The sequence below is a fragment of the Lysinibacillus sp. JNUCC 51 genome (assembly GCF_015999525.1).
Classification (GTDB): domain Bacteria; phylum Bacillota; class Bacilli; order Bacillales_A; family Planococcaceae; genus Lysinibacillus; species Lysinibacillus xylanilyticus.
In genome coordinates, this window is the sequence record NZ_CP065545.1 from 4460017 (window position 1) to 4473576 (window position 13560).

11 protein-coding genes are annotated in these 13560 nt (G+C 36.7%); 2 read left to right on the top strand and 9 right to left on the bottom strand.

Features of this window, described 5'->3' with window-relative positions:
• Positions 1 to 10: 10 nt before the first annotated feature.
• The gene (locus JNUCC51_RS21490; RefSeq protein ID WP_100545222.1) at positions 11 to 985 is read right to left on the bottom strand and encodes a proline dehydrogenase family protein; all 975 of its coding nucleotides are present in this window, start codon (positions 983 to 985) and stop codon (positions 11 to 13) included.
• Between the two features lie 492 nt (positions 986 to 1477).
• Between JNUCC51_RS21490 and JNUCC51_RS21495 the strand changes: the two genes are divergently transcribed.
• The gene (locus JNUCC51_RS21495; RefSeq protein WP_337989682.1) at positions 1478 to 2605 is read left to right on the top strand and encodes a DUF4261 domain-containing protein; all 1128 of its coding nucleotides are present in this window, start codon (positions 1478 to 1480) and stop codon (positions 2603 to 2605) included.
• Positions 2606 to 2809: 204 nt separating this feature from the next.
• Here JNUCC51_RS21495 and JNUCC51_RS21500 read toward each other — a convergent pair whose 3' ends face one another.
• The 3 genes from JNUCC51_RS21500 to JNUCC51_RS21510 are packed head-to-tail and all read right to left on the bottom strand — an operon-like array spanning position 2810 to position 5328.
• Positions 2810 to 3664, bottom strand: a complete 855-nt coding sequence (locus tag JNUCC51_RS21500) for an SDR family oxidoreductase (protein WP_337989683.1) — start codon at positions 3662 to 3664, stop codon at positions 2810 to 2812.
• A complete protein-coding gene (locus tag JNUCC51_RS21505; RefSeq protein WP_337989684.1) occupies positions 3661 to 4689 on the bottom strand; it encodes a polysaccharide biosynthesis protein in 1029 nt (342 codons plus the stop codon). The genes JNUCC51_RS21500 and JNUCC51_RS21505 overlap by 4 nt, the downstream gene beginning before the upstream one ends.
• A gap of 39 nt (positions 4690 to 4728) precedes the next feature.
• Positions 4729 to 5328, bottom strand: coding sequence for a glycosyltransferase family 2 protein (locus JNUCC51_RS21510; protein ID WP_337989685.1), 600 nt, complete (start codon positions 5326 to 5328; stop codon positions 4729 to 4731).
• 289 nt (positions 5329 to 5617) lie between these two features.
• On the opposite strand from JNUCC51_RS21510, the gene JNUCC51_RS21515 reads away from it, so the two are divergent.
• Positions 5618 to 6715: a glycosyltransferase family 4 protein gene (locus JNUCC51_RS21515; RefSeq protein ID WP_337989686.1), complete on the top strand. Its 1098-nt coding sequence runs from the start codon at positions 5618 to 5620 to the stop codon at positions 6713 to 6715.
• A gap of 440 nt (positions 6716 to 7155) precedes the next feature.
• Here JNUCC51_RS21515 and JNUCC51_RS21520 read toward each other — a convergent pair whose 3' ends face one another.
• From JNUCC51_RS21520 to JNUCC51_RS21540, 5 genes are all read right to left on the bottom strand, one after another.
• Positions 7156 to 10653, bottom strand: a complete 3498-nt coding sequence (locus tag JNUCC51_RS21520; protein ID WP_337989687.1) for a S8 family peptidase — start codon at positions 10651 to 10653, stop codon at positions 7156 to 7158.
• A 248-nt stretch (positions 10654 to 10901) separates the two neighbouring features.
• Positions 10902 to 11738 carry an energy-coupling factor ABC transporter ATP-binding protein gene (locus JNUCC51_RS21525; protein WP_337989688.1) on the bottom strand — a complete coding sequence of 279 codons (837 nt, stop codon included), beginning with the start codon at positions 11736 to 11738 and terminating at the stop codon, positions 10902 to 10904.
• Positions 11738 to 12508 (bottom strand): cobalt ECF transporter T component CbiQ, encoded by a 771-nt coding sequence (gene cbiQ, locus JNUCC51_RS21530; RefSeq protein ID WP_337989689.1) that lies wholly within the window; start codon positions 12506 to 12508, stop codon positions 11738 to 11740. Before cbiQ ends, JNUCC51_RS21525 begins: the two co-directional genes overlap by 1 nt.
• A gap of 3 nt (positions 12509 to 12511) precedes the next feature.
• Positions 12512 to 12784, bottom strand: a complete 273-nt coding sequence (locus tag JNUCC51_RS21535; protein WP_049664351.1) for an energy-coupling factor ABC transporter substrate-binding protein — start codon at positions 12782 to 12784, stop codon at positions 12512 to 12514.
• A 2-nt stretch (positions 12785 to 12786) separates the two neighbouring features.
• Positions 12787 to 13533 (bottom strand): energy-coupling factor ABC transporter permease, encoded by a 747-nt coding sequence (locus tag JNUCC51_RS21540; protein ID WP_337989690.1) that lies wholly within the window; start codon positions 13531 to 13533, stop codon positions 12787 to 12789.
• Between the last annotated feature and the right edge of the window lie 27 nt (positions 13534 to 13560).

Here is a 13560-nt window from a genome sequence, read left to right on the forward strand (position 1 = left end):
AAGTGTTGAATTATTTGCTTTTTTTAGATAGACGACCAAGAGCAAAGGCTGTAACACCTAGGCCGATTGCTGTATTTGTTTTTTTATTAAACACTTGTTTTGTAACAAGTGCTAGATTTTGAGGGCGCTCTGCTAGACGACGCATGAAATAACCATACCAATCACTACCGAATGGTAAATATGTACAGAAGTTATAGCCTTCCTTCGCTAAGTTATACTGCATATCTTTGCGGAAGCCATACAACATTTGGAATTCGAATTTATCATTCGGAATATTATGCTTTTTGACAAATTGCTTCACATGATTAATAACGTTGTGGTCATGTGTTGCAATCGATGTGAACTTACCGTTTAGCAAATGTTGCTCGATTAGTTTTAAATAATTGCGGTCAATATCATCTTTTGATTGATAGGCCACATTATCATTTTCCTTGTAGGCTCCTTTTACAATACGAAGGCGGAAGTTTTTGTATTTCTCAATATTTTCCTCTGATTCAAAGAAGTAAGCTTGAATAACCGTACCCACATTATCGTACTCTTGGTGTAGCTTTTCTAGTAAGTCAAATGAGCTATGAAGGCGTGCGTAGTTTTCCATATCGAAATTCACAAAAATATCGTACTTATGTGCAAGTGCCAAGATCTCTTTTAAATTTTCATAGCAAAAGTCGATATCAATATCTTGACCTAGCTGTGAAGGCTTAAGTGAAATATGTGCATCCAATTGTTCATCATGAATTGCTTGAATCACGGCTAAAATATTTTGTTTCGCTGCTGTTGCCGCGGATTTCTCAAAGACGAATTCTCCAAGATTATCTACTGTACAAGAAATGTTTGCTTTGTTTAATTCTTTAATCGTTTGAACGACCTCTGGAATTGTTGTGCCTGCTACAACGCTTTGTGCGCCCATTCGTAAACCATATCTTTGAGCTGCGCCATTAAGCATTTGATTTTCTGATAAGTAAATAAAAAAGTCACGTAATGCCATATAAAATCCTCCTAAAATAATGAGTTTTAATTTCTTGGCGATTATAACACTAAAAAAAGAAAACTGTAAAATTTCAAAAAATTATTTTACAAAGCTATTTAAGGTCATGGATTATTGTGTTTACTGAATTTCTCCACACTTGAAAATTAGTAAAAATTTTTTGACGAAAAAAAACTTTTCAAACGAGTGATTATGTTTTATGTTGTGATGTATAGATCATACATTATTTTTACTCCTTTTTTCAGTGGCATTTATCGCGATGACAATCTACTTATCTTGGGAAACGTCTAAGCTTGTTGAACGTTTAGGGGAAATTTCGTTGGTACTACGCATTTTCGTAAAAGACATTTGTTGGCCAAAAGCCCCAGGCGGAATAGATACAGAAATAGAAGGAAACTACTGATTTTTGGGAAATTCTCGATGCAATATTCATCTTCCTAAAAGTTGGTAGTATAATTGTAGAATCGTACCATTCAAAAAGGAGAGGAATTAATGACAGCTCAACAACAAGCAGCGATGCAATCCATGATTGACTGGCTTGCAGATGAACGCGAACTCGGGAAACAACCTAGCAAAATAGAAATTGCAGGAGAGTTTGATTTACATGATATGCATTACTATATATTTAAGTATAAAAAATCAATGCTCGGAAAATGGCTCCTCGGCGTATGTGGAGGCTATGAGGACCCGTCTGACACCGAGCATTGCGGCCATATATTCAGCGATATGCAACCTTATGACCCTGCGACTGCAGAGCAAGAAGCTGTAAAGATGGTAGAATTAATCCGAGAATATTGGATGCAGCGGGCTGCAGCATATGAAGCTGGCCAGTCCATGGAGGACGAGACGGAAACGCAAGACAATGGTTCTGGTATTTTTAACGGGTTCGTTCTACTTAACTCTGCAGAATGTGATATTGATCAGATAAAAGCCAACCTATTGAGTGATTGGAACATCTCCTGCTCGTCGGCAGAGGAAGAGGAAACTGCCGAAGAAACAAAGGAAGGAACCTTGGTATTTGAAGTGGACGACTGCATGTTAGCGGTTAGTTTTATCGAGGCTCCCATACCAGATGGTGAGGCTGAGCATTATGCACAGGGAAACTACATGTGGAAGGAAGCCGTGGAGGTTACTCAAACGCATGTAGCTCAAATCATCCTTGCTGCATTTACTCGCTCCGGCTCCCCGTTGGACAGTGGCAGGCTATACACTAAGCTGGCTGCCAGTTGTTTAAAGCTTCCTAACGCAATAGGGATCTATACATGCGGCACCGTATTTCAGCCTGAACTTTTTTTGGATATGGCTGAAATCATGAAGAATGACGATATGTTTCCTTTACTGAATCTGGTTTATTTCGGCCTTGTCGGAACGGAGACCGGGGTAGATGGATATACTTATGGGTTAAAAGCCTTTGGCAAGGATGAAATTGAAATTTTGGACAGTCAAGCATCTCCTGCCGAACTGCGCGATTTTTTGATTACGATTTCCGGATATATTGTAGAAGAGAATGTCACTTTAAGGGATGGAGAAACGATCGGCTTCTCAGCAGAGCAAAAGCTACCGATTTCCCGTTCTGAGGGAGTTTATGTCGATGGGGATACTCTTAAAATCAAATACTAATTTCATGCAGAAAAGACACCGTAGTTGGTGTCTTTTTTACACTTCATAATCAAATTAACTAATCGCGAATTCCAATCGTAAGTGAGGGATACCATTGTTTTTTATGATGTAGTATTTTGAAATGCTCCTGCCAATTAAAACACCTTCTTCATGTGTATAGCTTAAAAAACTTTTGGTCGAACTATTATTAGTGGAACCCCAAACTCATTTGAAATAATGAGGATACAAATCTTTATGCTGCCATATCCAGTTTTTCATCTCAAGGATCATCTCCTCATAGTTAGGTACTGTAAATGAAAAATCTTTTCGTGTGTTGACTAGTGTTTTATCAATTTTTAAGAGCTGATAGGGTAGGATGACTACTTTATTTTCCTTGAAATGCGTATTGAATAATTGCAGTAAATCAAACTTTGAAATACTACTATTATTGATGAGGTGGTAGAGGCCTGTTGTACCTTCAATTGCTGCACGTTCAATTGCTTTTGCTAATGTTAGGGTAGTAACTCCGGTCCATATTGCGCCAGTATAGCCGTTAATAGTATCGTGTTGCTTCATAAACCAATTAAAGAGGCCTATGCCATCCTCTTTCATATCAGGGCCGATAATAGAGTTACGAAACGTCAGGTGTTGAGTGCTTTCAATTTCTCCTAATCCCTTCGTTCGATCATAAAAGGTTTCCCCATCGCGAATGCTTTTTTCATGATAGGGAGCGGTTTTTCCTGAGAATACACAATCCGTACTCAAATGAATAAGCTTGGTTTTCCTGTTTTTTAATAAAGATACAATTGCATGAGGCAAATAACTATTGAGATATATGCTTTTCTCATGGTCGGTATCACAGGCATCATTTAAAACACCGATACAATTGACTACGACATCATAGTCGTAATCTAGTAATAGTGTCCTTAAAAAATTTGAATCAGAAATATCTCCCGTAATATTTTTTCCGTATGAAAAGGGTGTTCGTGAATAGGTTGTTACATCATGCCCTTGAGAGCATAAGTAGAGTGAAATCGTGTGGCCAGCCATTCCAGTAGCTCCAAGAACTAAAAATTTCAAGGTTTTCCTCCCATCCAATTATGTAATTCTTCTTGAACAAGAGGGAGCTTTAACAATTTTTCCTTTATTTCAGTGACGGACAGTATTTTCGTATTAGTAGAGTTATATTCATCGGTTAACGTTATTTTAGGAGAGCCCTCATCAAGATATTTTCCATAATTTAAATCCCGATTATCGGCAGGGATTCTATAAAAATTCCCCATATCAATGGCTTTTGCAGCTTCTTCTTTTGTTAATAACACTTCATAAATCTTTTCACCATGCCGTGTTCCGATAATTTGTATATTATTTTGAGCTTGAAAAATTTCGAGAAGGGCTTGGGCTAAATCCTCAATATAAGCAGCTGGTGATTTTTGCACCATAATGTCCCCATTGTCAGCGTGGGAGAAGGCGTATAAAACTAATTCTACTGCCTCATCGAGACTCATCATAAAGCGTGTCATTTTTGGATCTGTAATAGTCAATGGCTTGCCAGCTTTAATTTGTTCAATAAATAAAGGGATAACAGAGCCTCGTGAAGCCATCACATTGCCGTATCGTGTACCGCAAATCAATGTTTTATCTGAATGAACCATTCTTGACTTAGCAATAAACGTTTTTTCCATCATGGCCTTTGAAATTCCCATTGCATTTACTGGATAAGCAGCCTTATCAGTAGATAGGCAAATAATTTTTTTAACGCCTGCTTGAATAGCAGCAGTTAAAACATTATCAGTACCTATTATGTTTGTCTTTACTGCTTCCAGTGGGAAAAATTCACAAGAGGGGACTTGCTTAAGAGCGGCAGCATGAAAAACAAAGTCAACATCATACATTGCATTGTGAATACTTTGGATATCACGTACATCACCAATAAAAAATTTAATTTTCGGATGTTGATAGAGTTTACGCATATCATCTTGCTTTTTCTCATCTCTTGAAAAGATGCGAATTTCCTTAATGTCGGTATTTAAAAATTTCCTTAATACCGCATTACCAAAAGATCCGGTGCCCCCTGTAATGAGAAGAACTTTATCTTTAAACATTGTAGTGTCTCACACCTTCTACATGCATCGAGTAACGATTCATTTTAATCCTCTTCGATGTAAATCGTATTCAGAATTCTCTCTTGGGAAGTTATACCAATATGCCAATTCATTTGTATATTTGCTCGTCGGGTTTTTATCCATTAAGGCACAGTTAAAATCCCAATCCCCAGCAATATCTTTTCTTATGGTAAAGGTTGCATCACCAATAAAACTTCTTCGAATAATTTTAAATTGTCCAGGTAATGTGTATCGATTAGATTCATCTTTTATAAATGCATAGCCAGCTTTTGTTAGCATGTTGTAGTAGTAAACATCAAACTGACCATCAACTTGGGATAAGACGTTTCGAATAGCGGGTAAATAGTGATCATCACTATCAATGATAGCTATATAATCACCAGTAGCTTCTGCGATACACCGATTATAGGCTACACTAGCACCTAAATTAGTTGGATGGTTAATTATTTTTAAGGCAGGACAGCTTTTTTGATAGTCTTCTAATAGGGCTAAAGTATTGTCGGTTGATCCGTCATCGCAGACGATAATTTCATAGGCGTATTCTTTCGGGATACTTTCTAACATTGTTAATATCCACTCTTCACTATTGTAGGCAGGTGATAAAAAGCTAATTCTCATGTAAAACCTCGATTCTTTTATAGTTATTAGGAATAGACATAAGTCGGAGTTTAATAAAGTCTAATGCTGTTAGCTTTGATTGACATAGAGGATTCTTTATTACAATATGCATTGCAAGAGTTGGTGTGTGGGCAATTATTTACATTTGTTAGTTATTTAAAAGAGAGGAAGTATTTTAAAAATAAGGTGATTTTACTAGTGTATACATGATGTTTATTCTATTCTTTTCACGTTATTAAGCGAGAAATCATAATTTAATGAAGTACTTCATTTTAAAAAGGGGGATGTTATGTCAAAAAAGATTGCCTTCATATGTAGCGTGGAATCATATAAGCTCTCCGACGCACATATTTTTAAAGATTTGTGCCTTGTTCCTATTTTGTTAGGTGAATATTTAGGCTATGATGTTAGTATTTTAACGACTGAAATGAATGAAGCCTATTTAAAACAAACCTTTCCTTCTGTTACTTTTCAACATATTCCGTTTGGGGATGACTATGTTGCTAATATGAATACCTATTTAATAGAGAATGCGAAGGACATTGATATTGCATTTGCAATTGGGCCGTATCCATCGTATTTGTCGATATTAAAAACTTATAAAAAATATAATCCAAACGGAAAAATTTATATGAAACTAGATGTTAACCGGTTTTGGTTAAATCGATTGAAAACCTATCCTTACTTTACGGAGTTACTCCAGCTTTGTGATGTATTGTCCTCTGAATGTGAATCCATTCAAAACTCTATTCATGAATTTTCAAATTTAGATATTAAACGCATTCCAAATGGCTTTTATGAGCTGTTTCAGACAGAGCATGTTTTATTTAACGAAAAAGAAAATAGAATATTAACGGTTGGTCGTTTAGATGCTCCTGAAAAACAAGTTCTTTTAGCTGTAAAAGCATTTTTAGCAGCACAACTTTCAGATTGGGAGTTTCGGTTAGTGGGACCAATGTCAGAGGCGTTTAGACAGGAGCTGTCAAACGTACTTGATGGAAATCCATTCGCGGCACAGGTCACTATTTTGGGACCGATTTATGATAAGGTACAACTGGAGGAAGAGTATAGAAAGGCTAAAATTTTTTGCCTTACCTCCTTAGTAGAATGCTATGCTCATGTCTTTGCTGAGGCCGCAAAGAATGGTTGTTATATCGTTACAACTGATGTAGATGGGGCTGCGGATATTACTCATAATCAACGCTATGGGACAATTCATCCGACACATGATTGGCAAAGTGTTGGAAGGACATTGCAGCTAGTAACAAAACAGGAAGTTTTATTAGCTGATACATGCGAACATCTCCAAGCATTCGCAAGAGCGGAATTAAATTGGAGAAATATTGTGCAAAAAGTGGCTGAATATTTAGGGGAAAAGACAAGTTAAATTTGTTCTTTATAATGAAAATTAGATTCATAATTTCGACCTAAACTATTTATAGAAGATGATTGGAGTGAAGACAGGGCAACTCCTTGAAGAATAGAGAGGCAAGTAGGGGAACGAGGTTAATAGCATCATACACCTTCGTGATAAATCCCTCGTTATGGTGAATAACACAATAATGAATAAAAAATACCCCCTAGATTTTTCATCATCTAGGGGATATTCCTTTTACACTACCTTCAGCTGAAAATTCTATTATTCTACTTCGTTTTTCAGTCCAAGAGTTTATCCCGCATTAACGGGCAGTAATTTATCAGTACAGAAAGCAAGCGACTCCTACCTCAAAATTAGCAAAGGTATTAGTTTTGTGATGATCTGCCCGTAAACGCCTGATTGGTGAAAACTAATAATCAGTGGGGAAAAAACCCCCACTGATTAAAGTCTTACTTTATTTCTAGTGTATATGGTTGAGTGCTAGCTTTGCCGTAATATTCACTTACTTCAATATAGTAAGTTCCTTTATCCAGTTCGACAGTACCTACTTCAGCATCCCCAGCTCCGTAATAATCTAATGTTTCTACTGTTTTTCCATTTGCATCAATAATACGGATGACGCCATCTAGCGCTTTTTCTGTTTTAAGAGAGAAGAACACATCGCGTTTGCTGTCGTTTTTAAATTCAAAATAGTCTTTATCACCAAATGGAACGCCTGTATTTAGATTTTGAGTAGCTACCCATTTACCGTCTTTTTTCGTAAGTACAGTTGGTTTTGTCGGTTTACCGTTAACTAACTTGGAATCTGCATCTTCATCTGCTTTTTTATGATCAACCAAAGTTAAAGTATACGGTTGGATTGATACTTGTCCAACACTGCTGCCGTTAATAACGATAAAATACCCGTGATCCTTTTTGGCTTTAAATGAAGTATTTACATCTGTTGTTCCTCCAAGCCCTAGTAGTAGTTGAAGGAGGTCTTCACTCTGTCCAAATGGAATTTCTGTGGCCAATTCTTTTGGATCAATTTTCTTATTACCATTTGTATCTTCTATAATGGAGCCTGAAAACATCAAGTCATTTTGAAGTTCTTTAGGTAATTTATCAAGTTGTTCTTTTGTATACGGTACCGAAGAAATAAGTAGGCTCATGACTTCATCTTTGCCTGGTTGTCTAAAATAGTAAAAATCTGTATCATCTTGATAAATTAGATGATCTTTGTAAGTGATATTAGGTCCAATCGTTTTAGCAGTTTTTGTTGTATTATTTTTTCTATTATATTCTTCTGGAATAGCTGCCATTTTACTTGTTTTAAGTGTATATGGTTCAGAAGAACGGTCACCAAGATTCATTACTTTTACAACATAGGTTTTATCCTTTGTCAATGCAATTGTCTTAGCATCGTTTTCATCACTTGTTGTCCCAAGAAGTAGACTAAGTAATCCCATATCGTTAGTTAATGAAGTAACTGGGATTAATTCATTAGTTTGCTCATCGTATTCGAAGATATTGCCACCTGGTGATTGGTTCATTCCTTTTTGAATCTTGAAACCATAAACGGCATTTTCTTTAGCTGTAAATGTGAAGTAATCTTCATCATCTTCAGTTTGGAAATATGCTTTTTGATCCTTACCAATATCAAAACGAATTGCTTGTTCTATTATTTGGTCAGCGTTTTCCGGTTGTCCCATAGCATCTGGATCCATGAATATATTCATAAAATCATTTACTTGTTTACGTTTTTTTGTTTTATATTCAGCTAAAGGTAAAAGGTCCTTTTGTATATTGTTTTCTTGCATTTCCCCATTCATTGTAAGGCCGTCTTCATCTTGAGGAAGGCTTACGACTTCACCTTTTAATGTGTAAGGAATGATGGATTCACTAACAGTTTCTTCAGTATCAATACCGCCGTTATAGAACATTTCAAGTGAAAAATTGTTACTGTTATTATTAGATACGCTAATTACATACTCTTCACCTGGTATAGCATCGACAACTAAGTTTACTCCATCGCCTTTATCCATACCATAAGATGCTCGGATTGGATATGCCTCATCTAATCCTTCAGCATCGATTTCCTCTGTTGGTACATTAACTAACTCTTCTTTTAAATAAAGCTCCATGGATGCAGTAACACCTGGAATCCCAGTTAAATCAAATTTCAGTGTCGTTGGTTCATTTACTGAAAAAGTAAAATAGTCTTTGTCACCTAGATGATCTTCAGAAAGTAGGGTATAGTTTTTATCTGCTGTACTGAATGGGAATTTTTCAACCTTCTCCATATGCTCCATATCTAATGAATCAATTGGTAATTTATTAGTAGTTTGAGCTGTGAAGACATAGTTAGAATCGCCCTTTGAGCTATAGTTGCCATTATGATCTTTAACTCCAATAAGAAGGGTACCCTTTTGCTCTGCTTTATATAGATATCCTTCTTGCTTGCCAACGCGAACATCATTGACGTTAATTGGTTCTACTTCTTTGCTGTTACCTTCCGGGTAGAAATACAAATCAAATGCATAATCATATTTGTTTGCACCTTCTAATGTCAGTTGAGCATATTCATTTTCATCTAAATTAACCTTGTACCATTTCTTTTCGTCTGGTTGGCTGAATGTACCTTTTTCTGTATTCAATGTATCCTTTTTAAGGACTTTTGCGTTTTTCAAGCGCTCTTCTTTTGTTTCAGAATACTGTTTTGGTAAATCTTTTATATTAAACTGTAATGCATTTACAGGATCTACTAGGCCATGTCCAAATGTAAGATCATAGCCACTCTCACCTAAATCCTTTGCCGTCGTTTCGAGAATTGCTTCTATTTCATGTGGCTTTAAATCTGGATATTTTGATTTTAGTAGGGAAGCCACACCTGCAACAACTGGAGATGCCATCGACGTTCCGCTAAATTTAACAAAGGATGATCCTTTTTTCTCATCATGGACTGTACTGTAAATATCTTCACCTGGCGCTACTAAATCAACAGATGGGCCATAGTTTGAATAGCTTGATAATTTGTTTCGATCATTCGTAGAACCTACACTTATAACGCCTTCGAAAGAAGCAGGGAAGGAGTAATTATCTGTCGATTCATTTCCAGCAGCAGCTACAATGGTAACTCCTTTATCAATCGCTGTCTGAACGGCTTCTTTCATTAATGGAGATTCACCGTAGCCGCCAAGACTCATATTGATAACATCGGCGCCTTGCTCGATAGCGTAAAGAATTCCTTGTGCAATGACGAAATCATTAGCACCATTTTTTCCGTTGAATACATCGATCGGAAGAAGCTTGGCTTTTGGATTAATCCCGTGTCCTCCAATACCATTATCTTTTGCTGCACCAATAATTCCTGCTACATGTGTCCCGTGATCACCAGTATAAGAAGTATTGGCAGGTGCCGCAGCATTATATGGAGGTAGCACTTGAGATTTTAAATCTGGATGTTTAAAGTCCACACCAGAATCGATAACTGCCACTTTTACATTATTGTTACCTGCTAATTTTAAAGCTTTATCAATTTGAAGCAGGTTTAAATGATACATATCCTGTTTCTTTGGATCTGTTTTTGTGCCAAAAGAATGGTACACATAGCTTGGGGATACACTTTTAACCCCTTTTTGCTTAGCATAATATGAAACTGCTTTTTCTAAATTCGTGCCTTTGTTAAGTTGGATAACATCGTAACCTAATGAAGGTATAGAGCGAATCACTTTTGAGCCGATTTTCTTATGCACACTGTTATCAAGACCTGAATGTTTGATAATAATAGTATCCTTACTAATCCACTCTTTCTGATTATTAGATGATTGATCCTTATTGCTAGCTACTTTCACTAACTCTTGGTTCTTTGCTGTTTTTTGCGGTGCTTCTGCAAAGGCAGAAGCAGCAGGTACCATTAGTGCAGCAGATGCTACTAGAGCGATTGATTTCTTTTTCCAGTTCTTCAACTGTTTTCCCTCCTTGGGTTAATAAATATTTGGGCCATCTCTACTAATACGAATGAGTAATAGAAAAGTTTCGTAAATGAGTATATTTATTTCCAAAAGTACCATTCTATATTTTACCATTATATTTTGTTCATGATAAAAAGAGATTTTATACAGGTGACGGCTACTATTCTTACTCGATTTGTGAAATTTGAGTAGGTGAGTGTATTCAGCCACAATTGAAAAGTACCAACTATGGACAAATTATCTTAGAGCTGCTCTATTAGTCTGTGTAAATCTTCCTTCGAACGAGGCATTTTGATGTTTTTTTCTAATAGTTTTTTATTTTGTAAGGCAATAGCCATATCAAAAACCCATGGACGTTCAAGATGAGCTCTCTCAAGTAAATCTTCTTGAAAGAACATTGCAACTGGATCCCCATTATAAATAATTCTCCCAGCTTCCATCACGATGATTTGATCTGCCCATTCATAAGCTAGTGTGATATCATGCGTTGCCAGTAAAATTGTTCGCTCACCGTTTTCTAACATAGCTAAATACTGTAAAACTCGTGCACTATAATAATTATCTAGTCCAGCAGTCGGTTCATCTAATAATAAAACGGAAGGTTCCATTGCAAGTACACCAGCCATAGCGACACGTTTTTTCTGTCCAACACTTAAAAAATGTATCGGTTTATCTAGCAAGGCTTCGACTTCGGTTTGAGCGACAGCCCACGCAATTTTCTCTTCAATTTTTTCAGTTGTCCAGCCAAGATTCAGAGGTCCAAATGCAATATCTTGCTTAACTGTGCCAGAAAAAAGCTGGTTGTCTGCATCCTGAAAAACAATACCAACCTGTTGGCGTAATTTTTTTAATGCTTTTCTACTATAGTTAAGTTCTTTACCACAAAAGGATATACTTCCAGCGGTAGGCTTCAAAATTCCGTTTAAATGCTGAAATAATGTTGATTTTCCAGCCCCGTTATGACCAAGTAAAGCGATTTTTTTCCCCTTTGGAAGCTGTAGTGTAATATCCGTTAACGCATGAGTTCCATCAGCATAAGCGTAGGATAAATGTGTTAAATCAAAGTATAATTCTGTCATTAGAAAAAACCTCCGTAAATGATGAGGAGTATAAAAATAGTAGTAATACCAAGCCAATTTTTCGTGTTATAGGTAATATCCTCCTGCCAATAAACAGTTTCTCCACCGCGTGCTTCCATCGCATTGTTTAGTTCACGACTTCGTTGGAACATCTCGGCAAATAAAGCTGCAATCAGCATTGATACCGAGCGAAGCCACTGCATAGGGGAGTTGTATCCTAGGCGGGCCTGTTGGGCAAGATGAATTTTTTGCATACTTTCTAAAAAGATAAAAATAAAACGATACGTTAGTTCTACTAGCTCTACAAATAGAGTTGGAAGACGCCATTGTCGCAAGACGTAACAAATGGATTGTACTGAAGTTGTGAGAATTAAAAAATACAAACAGCTAATGCTGCCAAGGACGATGAAAAAAAGCTGCTGCGCTGTCTCTAGGCTTGCACTGCCGACAAAAATTGTCCAACTATTAAGAGAAAATGACCATATGTGCGTTGGTAGCGTGCTAGTTGTTGGCGCAATAGAAATTAAAATTGATACTAAACTTGATAGTAAAAAAAATCCAGGTAGCAATAGTAATTTTGCATAATACTTTGTAGGAATTTTTGCGCCGATAATGATAAAAGCACTCATCACAATAAATGTAATGAGTGAAATTCGTTCATCTCTCATGATAAGCGACAATAAAAGTAGTCCAAGGGAGAACGTCATTTTTTCTAACGGATGAACAGACGCTAGTTTATTCAAATAAGCATACTTATCAATGAGTAACATCTCTTAACCCTCTTTATGTTTGCCGCGCATTAAGCCGATGAAATAGCCGATAAATCCAGCTCCGATAGCAGCTTGAAGTGCGAATAATAAGCTTTCAATTTCACCACTGGGTGGCTCCCATAAGCTTTCAAACCATGGCTCGTAGCTTGCATCTATTTCACTAATCGCAGCTTCCGCTTCGCCATCAGCACCTCCGAATTCTGCACCTTTTTGAATAAATAGGGGAACGATTGCTAATAACACAACAATTGCTAAAAGCAGTAAGTTTTTTTTCATTTTTAGTGAGCCTCCTTTGCTGAAAAAACACGTAGAGCTTTTAATTCACTGACATTGTATTTTTTCAGGAAGTTCATAACGACCACTGTTAAAATTCCTTCACTAACAGCAAGAGGAATTTGCGTTAATGCAAAAATACCTGCAAACTTTGTGAATGAAGCCATAAAGCCTCCGACCTCAGAAGGGAAGGCAAGTGCTAATTGCACAGAAGTGACAACATATGTACCTAAGTCACCAAGCATTGCTGCTAAAAAGACAGCGATGGAAAATGATAGCCCCATTTTTAGTGAGCCCTTAAATACATAGTAAGCGATAATAGGGCCCATAATGGCCATGGAAAAGGCATTAGCTCCTAAAGTTGTAAGCCCACCATGTGCTAAAAGTAAAGCTTGGAATAATAATACGATTGTCCCGATAACACTCATCGCTAATGGTCCAAAAAGAACTGTTCCAAGCCCAACTCCTGTCGGATGTGAGCAACTTCCCGTTACAGAAGGAATTTTTAAAGCTGATAGCACAAAGGCAAAGGCACCCGATAGACCTAATATCATTTTTGTTTCAGGATTTTCATCGATGGTTTTACGAATAGAACGTAATCCTAAAATAATAAAAGGAATCGATATGACCCACCAAAAAATCGCCCATTCAATTGGCAAAAAGCCCTCCATAATATGCATCGCAAATGCACGATTTGGTACGAATAAAAATGCCAATAAGAAATAACTAAGCTTCCAACCTGAGAATTTCAAAAATCTCTCCTCCTCAATAAATTATTT